Source organism: Thermus igniterrae ATCC 700962 (genome assembly GCF_000376265.1).
Lineage (GTDB): Bacteria > Deinococcota > Deinococci > Deinococcales > Thermaceae > Thermus > Thermus igniterrae.
On the sequence record NZ_AQWU01000069.1, the window covers coordinates 1 to 15682 of the forward strand.

Sequence of the window (15682 nt, forward strand, 5' to 3'; positions counted from 1 at the left end):
AGGTGCGTACCGGAGGCTTTTGGGGCGGCGGTGGGAGCTGGAGACGGTCTTTGGTCTGCTGAAGGGGCCGATGGGGCTGGTGGGGGCGGTGGGGAGGGTACGGGGGCTGAAGGCGGTGGCCCTGCAAGTGGAAGCTTGGGTGATGGCCTGGAGCGTGGTGGCCCAGCTTCTTGGGCAGGCGGGTCTGCCCATCACCCGGGTGTTGCGGGCGGTGGCGTGAGGTGAGTACGCAGGTGAATATCCGAAAAGGGGGCTTTGGGTTTGAGGATAACGGGCGGGCCCGGCTTTGTCCAGATGCGGGTTTGCCTTTCTCAAACGTGGAGAAGGGTGTCGGCGTACCGCCCGCTGGTGTAGAGGCCCACGTAGTTTTCCGCCAGGAAGCGTTGCAGGTGGGGGCTTTCCCGAAGGTGGCGCAGCTTGGCCTGGCGCAGGGCCTCTTCAAAGGGGTCTTCCAGGGTGTGGAGGAGGGTGGTCATCCAGTAGGAGAAGAGCTCCGCCTGCCACACGTGGCGGAGGGCGTCTTGGGTGTAGCGGTTGAGGAGGCTAGAGTCCCCCTCCTGGTAGTAGGCCAGAAGGGCCCGGCAGAGCACGGCTACATCGCAAAAGGCCAGGTTCATCCCCTTGGCCCCCGTGGGGGGTACCACGTGGGCGGCGTCCCCCACCAGGAAGAAGCGCCCGTACTGCATGGGCTCCACCACCAGGGAGCGCATGGGGGTAAGGCTCTTTTCCAAAAGGGGCCCCGGCTTCACCTCGGCCACCCCTTCCAGGCGCCAGTTGAGCTCCTCCCAGATGCGCTCCTCCGGCCACGCTTCCAGCTTTTCGTCTGGCCTCACCTGCAGGTAGTTCCGCGAGAGGGTGGGGGAGCGCATGCTGAAGAGGGCGAAGCCCCGGGGATGGCTGGCGTAGATCAGCTCCTCGGCGGCGGGCGGGGTCTCCGCCAGGATGCCCAGCCAGGCAAAAGGGTAGGTCTTTTGCTGGACCCTGGCCCCAGGGAGGTGCTGGCGGGCCAGGCTATGGGAGCCGTCTGCCCCTACGACGAACTCCGAGGCCAGGCGCCCTTCTCTCCCCTCGGGAGTGCGGTAGAGGAGCACCGGGGCCTCCTCCAGGCCTTCCAGGCCCACCACCTCGTGCTCAAAGAGGATTTCTCCCCCGGCCTCCAGGTGGTGGCGGATCATGTCCCGCACCAGGTACTGCTGGCCGTAGACCCAGATGGTCTTCCCCGAAAGGGCGAGGAAGTCCAGGTGAAGGGCTTCCCCGTGGAAGGCCAAGTATACCCCCCGGTGCTCCAGCCCTTCTTGGAGCATTCGCTCCCCTACCCCCGCCCGCAGGGCGATTTCCTTGGTGCCCCACTCCAGGACGCCCGCCCGGATGCGGTGGGGACTGGTTTCCAGATAGGCGCGGCTACGGGCCTCGAGGACCACCGCCTCCACCCCAGCCCGCCGCAGGAGGTGGGCCAGGAGGAGGCCGGCAGGCCCGGCTCCCACGATGGCCACCTGTACCCTACGCATTCTCTCCCCCGAAGAGGACCAGGTCCGAGAAGGGCCGCACCTCCACCCCCTCCTCCTCGGGGCCGTAGGGGGTGTGGAGGAGGCGGGAGAAGGTCTCCACCGTCTGCCAGGTGAGGGCCTCCAGCTCCAGGGGGTCCAGGTCGATGCTGTATCCCAACCTTGGAGCGCTTATGCGAAGGCGTTCCCCGTTGCCGGTACGGACCTTCTCTATGGTCACGGTGGTGAACTCGTTGGTGAGGGTGATCATTGGGCCTCCTAAAGGAAGAAGCTGAGGTTGTGGGTGGGCAGGGTGCTCTGGTCCAGGATCACCACCCTTCGGGCCAGCTTCCAGGTGCCGTTTTCCCGGCGGAGGAGGTCCCGCCGCTCGGCGGACAGGAAGGTGTACTCGGGCCGGTCCCAGCGGCTGCGGAAGACCAGCAGGTTGGAGCGCACCTCCACCTCCTCTCCCCGCTCCGTGGGCTTGGGTTCTCCCACCCGTACGTTGGTGACAAAGTGGCGCAGGCGGGAAGGCGGGTCTTCCGCCCAGGCAAAGCCGGTCTCCAGACGGGCCACCCGCATCTCTAAGGAGGTGCGGTCCTCGTCCAGGTGGAACATCCGCTCGCTCACCCCCCCGTAGCCCCCCTCCGGAGGACGTTCCCGGGTGAGGCGCACGGGCACCTGGTAGAGGACGTCCTCGGTGGTGAGGGAGAGCCACTCCCGGTAGCGCCCCTCGTCCAGGAGTTCGGCTTCCCGGTAGAGGAATTCCAGGACTTCCCGGGTGATGTCCATGCTTCCCTCCTCAGCCCAGCATCAGCTCCAGGTAACGCCGGTAGAAGTTGCGCAGGTTCTCGTCGGTGAAGTTGATGGGATAGGCCACCCCGGGCCCGGGCCAGTTGGGGTCGGGGGCCACGTTCTGTCCCATCTGGTAGTTGAAGCGGAGCCGGCGGCCCAGGGTGCTTCCAGCGTTTTGGGCTACGTGGGACCAGATCTCCGTGTCGTCCTGTTCAAAGGTGCCCGAGGAGCCGAAGAAGCGCAGGTAGGAGTGGCGGGCCTTCTCCTTGAACCACTCGGGGGCGTCCTTCTCCACCATGCCCCAGGAGAAGATCTCTATGCGTCCCGGGCCCAGGGGATGCCAGACCCTGAAGGTCAGCATGGGCACGGGTGTGGGGTAGCGGTGGTCGGGTTTGCGGATGGGGTTGTGCAGGGAGAAGTTGGGGAAGAGGGTGATGAGGAAGATGCGGGTTTCCCGCGCCACCTCCCACTGCTCCCGGGTGGGGTAGGAGGTCCTGGCCCGCTCCATCATCTCCTCTGGGTAGCCCCAGAAAGGGGGGAGCTTGGCCCCGGGGGGGCCACCCACCACCATGGTCCCGTGCCCCTTGCCCGGGATGTGGATCTGCTCCCCGTACATGGCGTACTTGGCGTCCCGGGGGGCGATGCCCAGCTCAATCATGGAGCGGTGGGTCATGAGGGTGTGGTAGCTGTCGCTGATAAAGGTCTCCAGGGCCAGCTTCCAGTCGGTGTTCACCACGAAGCGCTGGGGTGGGCCCAGGACCTCCAGGCCCTGGGGGCTCCTCTTGGTTACCAGCTCCAGGTACCAGCGGGCGTCTCCAAGCCAGGCCTCGAGGGAAGGGGCCTCGGGGTCCAGGTTGCCGAAGATGAGGCCGTCAAACTCCGCCAGCTTGGGGATGGGCACCAGGCCCCACTCCGCCTTGTTGAACCCCTCGCCGAAGGCTTCCCGCTCCGCGGGTACCCCCACCAGGGTCCCGTCGTTGCGGTAGGTCCAGCCGTGGAAGGGGCAGCGGAAGTGGCTGGCGTTGCCCGCCTCCGCCCGGCAAACCCGCATCCCCCGGTGGCGGCACATGTCCAGGAAGGCACGTACCTGTCCGTCCTCTCCCCGTACCACGATAAAGGCGTTATTGAGGATGTAGCGGAGGACGTAGTCCCCGGGGCTTGGCACCTCCGAGGCGTGGGCCAGGTAGATCCAGGAACGGGAGAAGATGCGCTCCTTCTCCAGCTCAAAGATCTCGGGGTCGTTGAGGATTCCCGCGGGCACCAGGCCTTCCTCGAGGCCCTCGGCCAGTTCCCGAAGGAGCCTGGGCACCCTTTCCATGCCCTTTGCGGTCTTGCCGCTTCCCATCGCCACCACCTCCTACACGCCCAAGTACCGGTGGAGTACCGCCTCGGTGGCCTCCCAGGGGCTTCCCTCCCAGACGATGCCTCCGTGCTCCAGGATGTAGACTCGGTCGGCCACCGAAAGGGCCATCTGGACGTTCTGCTCGGCCAGGAGCACTGTCTCTCCCTCCCGCTTCAGGGTGCGCACCACCTCGGCCACCTGCCGGACCATGAGGGGGGAAAGCCCCTCGGTGGGCTCGTCCATGAGGAGCAGGCTGGGGTTGCGCAACAGGGCGCGGGCGATGGCCACCATCTGCTGCTCCCCTCCGGAGAGGGCTTTGGAAGGGCTTTTGCGCCGCTCGGCCAGCCGGGGGAAGACCTCGAGGACCCGCTCCACGGTCCAGGGGCCGCGGCTCCCCCAGGCGGCTAGGCGCAGCTCCTCCTCCACGTTCAGGCCGTCAAACATGCGCCGTCCCTGGGGCACCAGGGCTAGGCCCAGCTCCGCCCGGCGGTGGGCGGCAAGATGGCCGAGGGGCTTGCCGGCCAGGCGTACCTCGCCGCCCTTTAGGGGCACGAGGCCCATCAAGGTGCAAAGGAGGGTGGTCTTGCCCATGCCGTTGCGGCCCAGGAGGGCCACCACCTCCCCCCGCCGCACCCGGAGGTGAACGCCGTTGAGGACCCGCATTCCCCCGTAGCCTGCCACCAGGCCCTCCACCTCCAGCACCGTCTCCTGGCCTGCCCCCCCGGAAGCGTCCTCCGGGGGGGCCTCGAGGGCACCCCCACTCCCCACGTAGATCTCCTGCACCTCGGGGTTTTCCCGCACGGCCTCGGGGTCCCCCTCGGCTACCACCTGGCCGTAGTGAAGCACGGTCACCCGGTGGGCGAAGCGTAGGGCGTACTCCAGGTCGTGCTCCACCAGGAGGACGGTTATCCCCGGGTCCAGGCCTAGGATCAGCTGCCCGATGCGCTCCCGCTCAGCCCCGGAAAGCCCCGCCAGGGGCTCGTCCAGGAGGAGGACCTGGGGGTCTTGCACCAGGGCCATGGCGATTTCCAGCTGGCGCTTTTCCCCGTGGGAAAGGGCTCCCGCCGGGTCCTCTGCCCGGCCGGAGAGGCCTACTTGCTCCAGCACCTCCTCCACCCGGGCGTCCGTGGCCAGGGGCTGGTGGAAGACCCGGCTCTGCCCCGTGGCGGCCTGCCGGGCCAGGGCCACGTTCTCCCAGACCGCCAGCTCGGGCAGGACGCTGGAGCGCTGGAAGGTGCGGCCTAGGCCCAGGCGGGCCACCCGCTCCTGGGGCAGGCCGGTGACCTCCCGGCCACCCAGGAAGACCCGTCCCTGGTCGGGCTTGAGTTCCCCGGAGATGACCTTGAAGAGCGTGCTCTTTCCCGCCCCGTTAGGGCCGATCACCGCCCGGCGTTCCCCCCGCTGGACGGAAAGGTGGATCCCCGTCAGGGCCAGGATGCCCCCGAAGGCCTTGCTGACCTTCTCCACCCTAAGCGCTTCCACGCCCACCCCCCAGCTTGCGTTCCAAAAGCGGCCACAGCCCCTCGCGGGCGAAGAGGACAGTGAGGATGAGCAGGCCGCCCACGAAAAGGCCCCACAGCTCCGTGAAGGAGCTGACCCAGGCCTGGACGAAGGTGTACAGGAGGGCCCCGAAGGCCGCCCCGAAAAGCCCCCGGCTTCCCCCCAGGAGCACCATGACCATCAGGGTGGCGGAGGTGAGCCAGAAGAGGTCGTGGGGACTGACGAAGGTGCGGTGCAAGGCCACCCCAGCTCCGGCCAGCCCGGTGAGGGCCCCGGTCAGGACGTAGGCCCAGAGCTTGTAGTAAAAGGCCGGCACCCCCAAGGAGCGCACCTTCTCCTCGTTTTGGCGGATGGCCTCGAGGGTCTTCCCATAGGGGCTTTGCAGGAGGAGGCGGAGGCCCGCCACCGCGAGGACCAGCAGGCCCAGGGCCCCCAGGTGCAGGAGGGTTGGGCTCAGGCCTGTTCCCTGGAGGCTCAGCCCGTCGTCTCCGCCGGTGACCGCGTTCCACTTGTGGGCCACGGAGTAGACCATCTGCCCGAAGGCCAGGGTGAGCATGAGGACGAAGATGCCGTGGGTGCGGAAAAGGAGCAGGCCGGTCAGAAGGGCGTAGAGGGCCGCCACCGCCGGGGCCACCAGGAGTCCCAGGGCCAGGGGGAGCCCGGCCTTCAGGCTGAGGCCTACCGCGTAGGCCCCAAGGCCCAGGAAGGCCGCCTGGCCCAGGGAGGGGATGCCCCCGTGGCCCAGGAGAAAGCTCAGGGCCACCGCTGCCAGGCCGAAGAGGGCGGCCTCGGTGGCCAGGTAGAGGGTGTAGCCCTGGACCAAAAGGGGGGCCAGGAAGAGGAGCCAAAGCCCTCCTCGCATGAGCCAGGGGAGGCCTCGCCGCCATTCCTTCAGGGCCTTTTGCGGTATCCAGGCCATCATGCGACCCTCCGTCCAAGGAGGCCCTCAGGCTTCAGGGCCAGGACCAGGGCCATCAGGGCGAAGATGAGGAACATGGCCGCCTGGGGGAGGAAAAGCCGCCCAAACCCGTCCACCACCCCCACCAGGAGGGCGCCCCAGAAGGCGCCCTCTATCCGTCCAAGCCCCCCGATCACCACCACGATCAGGGCGAAGAGGGTCATCTGGGCGTCCAGACCGGGGGCCAGGGCGATGAGGGGAGCCCCCACCACGCCGCCGAGGCCGGCTAGGGCCGTCCCCACCCCGAAGGTAAGGAGGCTCACCCGGGCCGGGGGCACGGCCAGGGCACTGGCCATGTCCGGGTCAGCGGTCACCGCCCGCACCTGGATGCCGAAGGGGGTCCGGGCCAGCACCAGGCGCACGGCCAGGAAGAGGGCCACCCCCAGGCCCAGGACGAAGAGGGGGTACTTGGGGTAGAGGAAGGCCCCCAGGAAGAGGGGGCCCGAGAGCTCCGGGGGTGGGGGCACAGAACGGATGGCCGCCCCGAAGACCCCGCGCAGGAGGTCGGCGATCACGAAGCCCAGGCCGATGGTGAGGAGCACTTGCTCCAGCTCCCGGCCGTGGAGCCCCCGGAGGAGGAACCGCTCCACCGCCACCCCCAGGAGGCCTACCCCCAGGGGTACCAGGAGGAGGGCCAGCCAGAAGTTGCCCAGGGCGTTGGTCAGGACCAGGCCCAGGTAGGCCCCCAGCATGTAGAAGGCCCCGTGGGCCAGGTTCACCACCCGGGCTACCCCAAAGATGAGGGAAAGCCCCAGGGCCAGGAGGAAAAGGAGCATGGCGAAGGCCAGGCTGTTGAGAAGCTGGGTCAGGAGGAGGAGGGCCATGACCGCTACTTGCCGGGGTCGCGGATTACCCCCAGGTCGGCGATGAGGCGGTTGGTGAGGACGCCGTCAATGCGCGCCACCTCCCGGGCGTAGACGTGCTGGGTGGCGTTGTTGGTCTCTGGGTCAATCTGCACGAAGCCCCGGGGACTGATGATCTTGGCGTTCTTGAAGGCGGTGAGGAGGCGGCTTTTGTTGCCCACGTCCCCCTGCACGTCGTTCAGGGCCCCCACGATGAACTGCATGGCGTCGTAGCCCCGCACGGCGAAGTGGTTGGGCACGCCCCCGTACTTCTGGCGGTAGGCGCGGATGAACTCCCGGTTGGCCGAGTTGTTGAGGGTGTAGACCCAGTGGTCCCCGCTCTTGGCCCCGATGGCTGCGTCCCCGATGGCCTCGAGGACGTTTTCGTCCGTGACCTCCCCGCTCACTGCCAGCTGCACGGTGCGGTTCAGGCCGAACTGGACGAACTGGCGCATGAAGATCACCGCATCGCTACCCGAAAGGACGGCGAACACCGCCTCGGGCCGGGCGGCGGCGATGCGGGAGATCACGGCGCTGTAATCCGTGCTCCCCAGGGGAACGTATACCTCGGCTACCGGCTCGCCCCCCGAGGCCAGGAAGCCCTCCTTGAAGGCGGCGGTGGCCTCCTTGCCAAAGGCATAGTCCAGGGCCAGCAGAAAGACCCGCTTGCCCACGTTTCTGGCCACCCAGGGGCCCATGGGGTAGTGTTGCTGCCAGGCGCTGATGGAGGTGCGGAAGATGTAGGGGCTACGGCGCTCCCGGGTGATGCCGTTGGCGGCGGCGTTGGCCACCACCAAGGGGATCTGCCGCTCGTGCACATAGTCCCGGATGCCGTAGGCCGAGGAGGAAAGGATGATGCCCGCAAGGAGGTGTACCCGGTCCTGCTCCACCAGCTTGCGCACCTTCCGCACGGCCACGGCGGGGTCGGCTTCCTCGTCCTCCTTGAGGAGCTGGATCCGACGCCCTCCCGCCTGGTAGTCCACCCTTTCCAGGTAGAGCTCCATGCCCCGGGTGATCTCCTGCCCAAGTCGCGCATAGGGGCCAGAGTAGGAGAGCACCACCCCGATGCGGATGGGCTCCTCTCGCTGGGCGATGGCGAAGGAGAAGCGGGAGGAAACCGCTAGCCCCGCAAGCCCAAGCCCTGCTTTGACCAGCTGCCTCCGGTTGACCTTGCCCATTTTCGTCCTCCTTTGGGTTCTTGGCCCCACCCTAGCAGATCTTCGTCCAAAATGTCAACAATCGTGTCTACCAAACCAGAGTCCCCTAGGGTTGCCCCCCGTTCTATACCCCAGCCCTTTCCCGCACCGGAGGGGTGCCATAGGTATAGAAGGTCTCCGGCAACTGCCCTCCGAACCAGATGGTGCTCTTTTCCAGGTCGTTCACGTTGGTCACATCCCAGACCACGGTCTTCCAGGTGGGGTCAAAGATGAGGTAGCCGGTGTCCCCAAAGAGCTCCACCCGGGTGCCCCCAGGCTCAAAGACGTACATGAAGTAGGCCTGGGTGGTGCCGTGCTTGCCCGGGCCGGCCTCAATGCGCACGTCGTAGTCCATGCACAGGTCGGCCAGGTCCATGAGGTGCTGGGGGTACCCGTACCAGAAGGCGATGTGGTGGAAGCGGCCCTTAGAGCCCGTGGCATCCCGCATGAGGCCGATCTCGTGCACTAAGGGGCTCACCGAGAGCCAGGCCCCAAGCTCTTCCCCCTCGCCCCGCACCTTCTGCTCCCGGAGCCGGAAGCCCAGGACCTCCTCAAAGAAGCGGCGGTTGGGGGTAACCTCGGCGCAGAGGCAATTCACGTGGTCAATGCGACGCACGGGCACGCCCCTTAGGGGGCGCTTGGAGGGGCGGTTTTTCAGCTTGCTCCGCTTCTCCGGCGGCGCCTCGTAGTAGGCCACCTCAAAGAGGAGCTCCATCAGGTGCCCGTCCGGGGTGCGGAAGCGGTAGGCGGGGCCGTGGCCCAGGTCACCCTCCGTCCAGCCCTGGCCGAGCCCCGTGGCCTCAATGGCCTGTACCCGGTGCTCCAGGGCCTCGGGGGAAGCGGCCCGCCAGGCGATGTGTCCCAGCCCGGCCTCCTTAGCCTCGGTGATCTTGAGGCTGTGGTGGTACCAGTCCTCGTAGGCCCTCAGGTAGACGGACTGGCCTTCCCGGGCCGTTACCTCCATGCCCAGAAGCTCGGTGAAGAACCAGAGGGTCCCCTCGGGGTTGGGGCTGTAGATCTCCGCGTGGGCCAGCTGTACGATGTCAAACCCTTCCATCAGAGCCTCCCTTCCTCCTCCATGCGCAGAATTTCCTGGATCACCTCCGCCCCGCGGTTGGCGGCGGGTAGGCCCCTAAAGAGGAAGGCCAGCCCCACCACGGCGTTGAGCTCCTCATAGCTGGCCCCGGCCCGGCGGGCGGCGATGGCATGGAGCCGGGCAGCGTCGGAAAGGTCCATGAGGAGCATGCCGAAGAGCATGAGCTGGGCCGTCTTCACGTCAAAGCAAGGGGGGTACATGAGTCGGGCGCGGAGCTCCTCTTGCATCCTCAGGGTCTCGGGGTCCAGGCGGGCCAGCAGGTCGGTGCGGGCCTGGATCCGGGGGGGCACGAAGCCGATGAGCTCGCGGTAGCGCTCTCTAAGGCGCTCCAACTCCTCGGGGGGCATGTTCAAGGGCAGACTGGACACCGTGTTGACCTCCTTCTGAAGGGCAGAAAGCCTCGGGTGTTTGCCCTTCACCTTAGGTGGGGGTTTTCCCCCGAGGCAAGCCATGCGTTCGCCTATACGGAACAGACTGTTCGGATATGCTGAAAAGACCTATCGGCCAAGGTATCCTGGCCCGCTACCCTCGGAGGTGAGGCCCATGCTGGGGACGGTGCAGAAGGTGGGGGAGGTGTTGGAGCTCTTCACCCGGGAGCATCCCGAGTGGGGGGTAAGCGAGGTGGCTAAGGCCCTGGGCATCCCCAAGTCCAGCGCCCACGCCCTTCTGGCCACCCTGGTCCAGATCGGGTTCTTGAAGCGGACCCGGGAGGGAAGGTACCGGCTGGGGTGGCGGATCCTGGCCCTTTCCCAGGTGCTCCTTTCCACCAGCTCCTGGCGCATGGAGGCCCGGAGGGCCATGGAGGAGCTGGTGGCCCGCTTCGGGGAGACCACCCACCTGGCGGTGTTGGAGTGCGGTCGGGTGGTGTACGTGGAGAAGCTGGAGGGCACCCGGGCGGTGCGGGTGGTGAACACGGGGGTGGGGGTGGAGCTTCCCGCCCACTGCAGTGCCGTGGGCAAAGTGCTCCTGGCCTTCCGCCCCTGGGAGGAGGTGGAGAGGATCATGGCCGAGCGCGGCATGCCCGCCTTTACCCCCAACACCATCACCACCCTGGACGAGCTCAGGACGGAGCTCCAGGCGGTGCGGGAACGGGGGTACGCCTACGACATAGAGGAGGTGGTGCCGGAGCTCTGTTGCGTGGCCGCCCCCATCCGGGACCACACGGGGGAGGTGGTGGCAGCCTTAAGCCTCTCCGTGCCCTTTTACCGGTTCCAGCAATTGAAGGAGGAGTACCGGAGGAGTGTTCTGGAGGCGACCCGGCAGGTTTCCGAGCGGCTTGGCTACATGGGGGAGGAGGCATGGACAAGGTCAAGGTGGCGATCCTAGGGTCTGGCAACATCGGCACGGACCTGATGTACAAGCTCCTGAAGAGCCCGGGGCACATGGAGCTGGTGGCGGTGGTGGGCATAGACCCGGCCTCCGAGGGGCTGGCCCGGGCCAGGGCCCTGGGCCTCGAAGCCAGCCCCGAGGGGATCGCCTACCTCCTGGAGAGGCCGGAGATCCGCATCGTCTTTGATGCCACCAGCGCCAAGGCCCACGTGCGCCACGCCAAGCTGTTGCGCGAGGCGGGGAAGATCGCCATTGACCTCACCCCGGCGGCCCGGGGGCCCTACGTGGTCCCCCCGGTGAACCTCAAGGAGCACCTGGACAAGGACAACGTGAACCTCATCACCTGTGGGGGGCAGGCCACCATTCCCCTGGTCCATGCCGTGCACCGGGTGGCCCCCCTGCGCTACGCGGAGATGGTCTCCACGGTGGCCTCCCGTTCGGCGGGGCCAGGGACCCGGCAGAACATCGATGAGTTCACCTTCACTACCGCCCGGGGCCTGGAGGCCATCGGGGGGGCGGAGAGGGGCAAGGCCATCATCATCTTGAACCCGGCGGAGCCCCCCATCCTCATGACCAACACCGTGCGGGTCATTCCCGCGGAAGAGCCCCCGGACCGCGAGGCGGTGGTGGCCAGCGTGCGGGCCATGGAGGCGGAGGTGCAGGCCTACGTGCCCGGGTACCGGCTTAAGGCGGATCCCGTCTTTGAACGCCTGCCCACCCCTTGGGGGGAGCGCACCGTGGTCTCCATGCTCCTGGAGGTGGAGGGGGCGGGGGACTACCTGCCCAGGTACGCCGGCAACCTGGACATCATGACCGCCTCCGCCCGGCGGGTGGGGGAGGTCTTCGCCCAGCACCTGTTGGGCAGGAGCGCGGAGGAGGTGCGGGCATGAGCTGGAGCCTGGAAGGGGCCAGGCCCCCGGTGGTGGTGGATACCACCCTGCGGGACGGCTCCCACGCCCACCGCCACCAGTACACCCCGGAGGAGGCCCGGGCCATCGCCAGGGCCCTGGACGAGGCCGGGGTGTACGCCATAGAGGTCTCCCACGGGGACGGGCTCGGGGGGTCCTCCCTGCAGTACGGCTTCTCCCGCACCGAGGAGATGGAGCTCATCCGGGCGGTGCGGGAGGTGGTGCAAAGGGCCAAGGTGGCGGCCTTGCTGCTTCCCGGCATCGGCACCCGCAAGGAGCTCAAGGAGGCGGTGGCGGCGGGAATCCAGATGGTGCGCATCGCCACCCAGTGCACCGAGGCCGACATCTCCGAGCAGCACTTCGGCATGGCCAAGGAGATGGGCCTGGAGGCGGTGGGTTTCCTGATGATGAGCCACATGCGCCCGCCGGAGTTCCTGGCGGAGCAGGCCCTTTTGATGGAGGGCTACGGGGCGGACGTGGTCTACATCGTGGACTCCGCCGGGGCCATGCTCCCCAGCGAGGCCTACGCCCGGGTGCGGGCCCTGAAGGGGGCGCTTACCCGGGCCAAGGTGGGCTTCCACGCCCACAACAACCTGGGCCTGGCCATAGGCAACACCCTGGCTGCCTTGGCTGCGGGAGCCGACTGGGTGGACGGGACGCTGAGGGGCTACGGGGCGGGGGCGGGGAACGCGGCTACGGAGGTGCTGGCCGCGGTTTTGGACAAGGTGGGCCTTAACCCGGGCCTGGACGTCTTCAAACTGTTGGATGCGGCAGAGTACGTCATGGGCCCCATCCTGCACTTCCAACCCTACCCGGACCGGGACTCCGTGGCCATCGGCTACGCGGGGGTCTACTCCACCTTCCTCCTCCATGCCAAGCGCATCGGGCGGGAGCTGGGGGTGGACCCCTTGGCCATCCTGCTGGAGCTGGGCCGGCGGCAGGCGGTGGCCGGGCAGGAGGACTGGATTTTGCGGGTGGCCCTGGAGCTCAAGGAGAAGGAGTCCGGGGCCCTGGCAGACTAGGGAGGGCGTATGGTGGTGCTGCGGGTGACCCTGTTGCAGGGCAGGCCTTTGGAGAAGAAGCGGGAGCTGGCCCAAAGGCTCACGGAGATGGTGGCCCGCCGTTTGGGCGAGGATAAGGAAGAGGTCCGCCTTATCCTCTACGAGGTTCCTAAGGAGAACTGGGCCGTGGGCGGGGTGCTCCTGGCCGACCGGGAGGGGGCATGAGCCCCGGGGCCCTGGCCCTTTTGGAGGCGGTGCGCGAGGCCCGGGCCACGGGCCGTCTCCTCCAGGGGGGCCGGGACTGGGGGGTGGGCCTCGAGGAGGCCTACCGCATCCAGGAGGCCCTCTTTCCCGGACCCCTCAAGGGCTACAAGCTGGGGCTGGTCTCCCCGGCCAAACAGCAGCAGATGGGCATCGCCGAGCCCATCCTGGGCCGGGTGCACCCGGAGATGCTTTTAGAGAGCGTGCACCTTGCCCGCTTCCTCCAGCCCCGGGCAGAGCCCGAGGTGGCGGTGGTCCTCAAGGCCGACCTTTCCCCTGGGGCTGGGGTGGGCCAGGCCCATGCCGCCATGGGAGGCTTCTTCCTGGCCGTGGACATCCTGGACTCCGTGTGGGAGGGGTACCGCTTCACCCTGGCCGAGGTGGTGGCGGACAACACCTCTGGAGGAGGGTTTCTCCTAGGGCTGAGGCGTCTTGCCCATCTCCCCAGGGGAAGCCTCCGCCTTTACCTGAACGGGGAGAAGGTGGCGGAAGGCCCCCTCGAGGCCCTCGGGGACCCGGGGGCCCGGCTTGCCTGGCTGGCGGAGCGGGTGGGGGGTCTGAGGGCAGGACAGGTGGTCTTCCTCGGCTCCCCCGCCCCTGCCGTCCCCTTGAGGCCGGGGGTACTGGAGCTTTGGGGCGAGGGGGTTCTTCTCCTTGCCCGGGTGACGTAGGAGGGACGTATGGTGGAACCCAAGCTCTACCGGGAGACGCTGGAAAGGCTTAAGGCCCTGGGTTTTCCCTTTGACCTCCCCTTGGAGGTGGCCCATTACATCGGGGGCGAGTTCGTACCGGGGGAGAACCGCTTCCCCGTGGTCTATCCCGCCACCGCAGAGGTGATCGGTACCGCCCCCGAGGGCCGGGCCAAGGAGGTGGAGGCCGCGGTGGCCGCCGCCAAGGAGGCCTTCCAGAAGTGGAGCCGGCTCTCCCCCAGCCAAAGGAGGCCCTACCTGCGGCGCTTTGCGGAGAAGATCCGGGAGTACAAGCCGGTCTTTGAGGTCCTGGAGACCCTGGACGTGGGCCGGCCCATCCACGAGAACCGCCTGGGGTACGTGGAGCGCATGGCCAACAACATAGAGTTCTTCGCCGACTTTGCCGTGACCCATGGCTCCGAGGCCTACCCCATGGAGAACGGCTACGTCAACTACGTGCTCCGCTTCCCCGTGGGGGTGGCGGCCCTCATCACCCCCTGGAACATGCCCTCCATGCTGGCCACCTGGAAGATCGGCCCCACCCTAGCTTTCGGCAACACGGCCATCCTGAAACCGGCGGAGTTCACCCCCTTGGGGGCTTGGCTCCTCGCCCGGTGCGCCCACGAGGCCGGGCTACCCCCGGGGGTCTTCAACGTGGTCCACGGGTTTGGCCCGGACTCCGCCGGGGAACTCCTCACCCGGCACCCCGAGGTGCGCCTCATCTCCTTCACCGGGGAGACCACCACCGGCAAAATCATCATGAAGAACGCCGCCGACTCCCTGAAGCGCCTCTCCATGGAGCTTGGGGGCAAGGCCCCCAATCTCATCTTTGAGAGTGCCGATCTGGACCGGGCGGTGGAGGTCACCCTGCGGGCCAGCTTCTTCAACCAGGGGGAGGTGTGTCTGGCCGGGTCCCGCCTTCTGGTCCAACGCTCCATCTACGAGCCCTTTCTGGAAAAGCTGGTGGCCGCGGCCAAGGCCCTGAAGGTGGGGGACCCCCTGGACCCCGAGACCCGGATGGGGGCCTTAATCGCCGAGGAGCACCTGCAGAAGGTGATGGCCTACGTGGAAATCGCCCGGGAGACCGCCACCATCCTCACAGGGGGCAGACGCCCTGAGCTCTCCCATCCCTTTGACAAGGGCTATTTCCTGGAGCCCACGGTGGTGGTGGACGTGAAGCCCACAGACCGGGTCTGCCAGGAGGAGATCTTCGGGCCCATGGTGGTGGTGATGCCCTTTGACACCGAGGAGGAGGCCATTGCCCTGGCCAACAACACCCCCTACGGCCTCAACGCCATCGTCCAGAGCCGGGATGTGGGCCAGGTCCTCCGGGTCTCCGAGGCCCTCGAGGTGGGCACGGTCTGGGTGAACGACTGGTTCGTGCGCGACCTGCGGGTACCCTTTGGTGGGGCCAAGCAGTCGGGGATCGGTCGTGAGGGTGGCCACTACGGCTACGAGTTCTACTACGAGACCAAGAACGTCTGCATCGCCAACCGATGAACATGGACCTGGAAGCCTTCGCCCAAGAGTTGGAGAACGCCTGGGAAGGGAAGAGGCCGGTGGAACCCCTTTCCGAGCGGGGCCTTGCCGGCATAGAGGCGGCCTACAGGGTGCAGGAGGCCTGGAGCCGCCTGCGGCAGGCCAAGGGGGACAGGGTGGTGGGCCGGAAGATCGGGCTCACCTCCAAGGCGGTACAGCAACAGCTTGGGGTGGACCAACCCGACTTTGGCAACCTGTGGGCAAGCCGCTTTCTCGGGATGGGGGAGCGGCTGGAGGTGCCCCACGAGCTCTTCCTCCAGCCCCGGGTGGAGGGGGAGCTAGCCTTTTTGATGGGGCGGCGCCTTCAGGGACCCCACGTCACACCCCAGGAGGTCCTGGCGGCCACGGAGGCGGTGGCCTTTGCCCTGGAGATCGTGGACTCCCGTATCCGCGACTGGCGGATCCGCATTGAGGACACCATCGCCGACAACGCCTCCTTCGGGGCCTTCGTGGTGGCCCCCTGGGAGAAGGGCCTCCTGGAGGAGGACCTCACCACCCTGGCCCTGGTCCTCCACAAGAACGGGGAGCCCCTGGTCCAGGGCGTGGGCGCGGCCTGCCTTGGCCACCCGGCCAGGGCCGTGGCCTGGCTGGTCAACGCCCTGGCTGCTTTCGGCGTGGGCCTGGAACCCGGGGACATCGTGATGTCGGGGGCCTGGGCCCCGGTGTTGCCCGCGGGCCCGGGGGACCTCTTCACCCTGGTGGCCACCGGGGGAAGGACCCTTAGCCTGCGTTTTGTCTAGGA

At 67.6% G+C, this 15682-nt stretch carries 17 protein-coding genes and 2 pseudogenes; 8 read left to right on the forward strand and 11 right to left on the reverse strand.

All coding sequences use genetic code 11. The features are described 5' to 3' along the window. Positions 1–220 (forward strand): annotated as a pseudogene (locus B128_RS12355) (transposase); the annotation flags it as partial. Positions 221–311: 91 nt separating this feature from the next. Here B128_RS12355 and B128_RS0109125 read toward each other — a convergent pair. The 11 genes and pseudogenes from B128_RS0109125 to B128_RS0109170 form a co-directional block, all read right to left on the reverse strand. Beyond that, the gene (locus B128_RS0109125) at positions 312–1508 is read right to left on the reverse strand and encodes a 4-hydroxybenzoate 3-monooxygenase (protein ID WP_018111965.1); all 1197 of its coding nucleotides are present in this window, start codon (positions 1506–1508) and stop codon (positions 312–314) included. After that, positions 1501–1755 (reverse strand): hypothetical protein, encoded by a 255-nt coding sequence (locus B128_RS0109130; RefSeq protein ID WP_018111966.1) that lies wholly within the window; start codon positions 1753–1755, stop codon positions 1501–1503. The genes B128_RS0109125 and B128_RS0109130 overlap by 8 nt, the downstream gene beginning before the upstream one ends. 8 nt (positions 1756–1763) lie before the next feature. Beyond that, positions 1764–2276: an aromatic-ring-hydroxylating dioxygenase subunit beta gene (locus tag B128_RS0109135; RefSeq protein ID WP_018111967.1), complete on the reverse strand. Its 513-nt coding sequence runs from the start codon at positions 2274–2276 to the stop codon at positions 1764–1766. Between the two features lie 10 nt (positions 2277–2286). Further along, complete coding sequence (locus B128_RS0109140) at positions 2287–3624, reverse strand: aromatic ring-hydroxylating dioxygenase subunit alpha (RefSeq protein ID WP_018111968.1); 1338 nt, start codon at positions 3622–3624, stop codon at positions 2287–2289. Between the two features lie 12 nt (positions 3625–3636). Next, positions 3637–4515, reverse strand: coding sequence for an ABC transporter ATP-binding protein (locus B128_RS13460; protein ID WP_425425105.1), 879 nt, complete (start codon positions 4513–4515; stop codon positions 3637–3639). 87 nt (positions 4516–4602) lie between these two features. Then, positions 4603–5109, reverse strand: a pseudogene (locus B128_RS13465) (ABC transporter ATP-binding protein); the annotation flags it as partial. After that, a complete protein-coding gene (locus B128_RS0109150) occupies positions 5090–6043 on the reverse strand; it encodes a branched-chain amino acid ABC transporter permease (RefSeq protein WP_018111970.1) in 954 nt (317 codons plus the stop codon). The pseudogene B128_RS13465 and the gene B128_RS0109150, both read right to left, overlap by 20 nt. Continuing rightward, positions 6040–6903, reverse strand: a complete 864-nt coding sequence (locus tag B128_RS0109155) for a branched-chain amino acid ABC transporter permease (protein ID WP_018111971.1) — start codon at positions 6901–6903, stop codon at positions 6040–6042. The genes B128_RS0109150 and B128_RS0109155 overlap by 4 nt, the downstream gene beginning before the upstream one ends. A 5-nt stretch (positions 6904–6908) precedes the next feature. Beyond that, on the reverse strand, positions 6909–8099 hold the full coding sequence (locus tag B128_RS0109160; RefSeq protein ID WP_018111972.1) for an ABC transporter substrate-binding protein: 1191 nt from the start codon (positions 8097–8099) through the stop codon (positions 6909–6911). 103 nt (positions 8100–8202) lie between these two features. Further along, positions 8203–9174: a catechol 2,3-dioxygenase gene (locus B128_RS0109165; protein ID WP_018111973.1), complete on the reverse strand. Its 972-nt coding sequence runs from the start codon at positions 9172–9174 to the stop codon at positions 8203–8205. Continuing rightward, positions 9174–9560, reverse strand: coding sequence for a carboxymuconolactone decarboxylase family protein (locus B128_RS0109170; protein WP_018111974.1), 387 nt, complete (start codon positions 9558–9560; stop codon positions 9174–9176). The genes B128_RS0109165 and B128_RS0109170 overlap by 1 nt, the downstream gene beginning before the upstream one ends. A gap of 196 nt (positions 9561–9756) precedes the next feature. On the opposite strand from B128_RS0109170, the gene B128_RS0109175 reads away from it, so the two are divergent. From B128_RS0109175 to B128_RS0109205, 7 genes are read left to right on the forward strand one after another with little or no spacing between them, the layout of a single operon-like run. Further along, positions 9757–10539: an IclR family transcriptional regulator gene (locus B128_RS0109175; RefSeq protein ID WP_018111975.1), complete on the forward strand. Its 783-nt coding sequence runs from the start codon at positions 9757–9759 to the stop codon at positions 10537–10539. After that, a complete protein-coding gene (locus B128_RS0109180; RefSeq protein ID WP_018111976.1) occupies positions 10512–11432 on the forward strand; it encodes an acetaldehyde dehydrogenase (acetylating) in 921 nt (306 codons plus the stop codon). Before B128_RS0109175 ends, B128_RS0109180 begins: the two co-directional genes overlap by 28 nt. Then, a complete protein-coding gene (dmpG, locus tag B128_RS0109185; RefSeq protein WP_018111977.1) occupies positions 11429–12472 on the forward strand; it encodes a 4-hydroxy-2-oxovalerate aldolase in 1044 nt (347 codons plus the stop codon). The genes B128_RS0109180 and dmpG overlap by 4 nt, the downstream gene beginning before the upstream one ends. Before the next feature lie 9 nt (positions 12473–12481). Continuing rightward, entirely contained in the window at positions 12482–12676 is a 195-nt protein-coding gene (locus B128_RS0109190; RefSeq protein ID WP_018111978.1) for a tautomerase family protein, read from the forward strand. Next, positions 12673–13383: a 2-keto-4-pentenoate hydratase gene (locus tag B128_RS0109195; RefSeq protein WP_018111979.1), complete on the forward strand. Its 711-nt coding sequence runs from the start codon at positions 12673–12675 to the stop codon at positions 13381–13383. Before B128_RS0109190 ends, B128_RS0109195 begins: the two co-directional genes overlap by 4 nt. A 9-nt stretch (positions 13384–13392) precedes the next feature. After that, positions 13393–14901: an aldehyde dehydrogenase gene (locus B128_RS0109200; protein WP_018111980.1), complete on the forward strand. Its 1509-nt coding sequence runs from the start codon at positions 13393–13395 to the stop codon at positions 14899–14901. A gap of 2 nt (positions 14902–14903) precedes the next feature. Then, positions 14904–15680 (forward strand): 2-keto-4-pentenoate hydratase, encoded by a 777-nt coding sequence (locus B128_RS0109205; RefSeq protein ID WP_026175155.1) that lies wholly within the window; start codon positions 14904–14906, stop codon positions 15678–15680. Positions 15681–15682 lie beyond the last annotated feature (2 nt).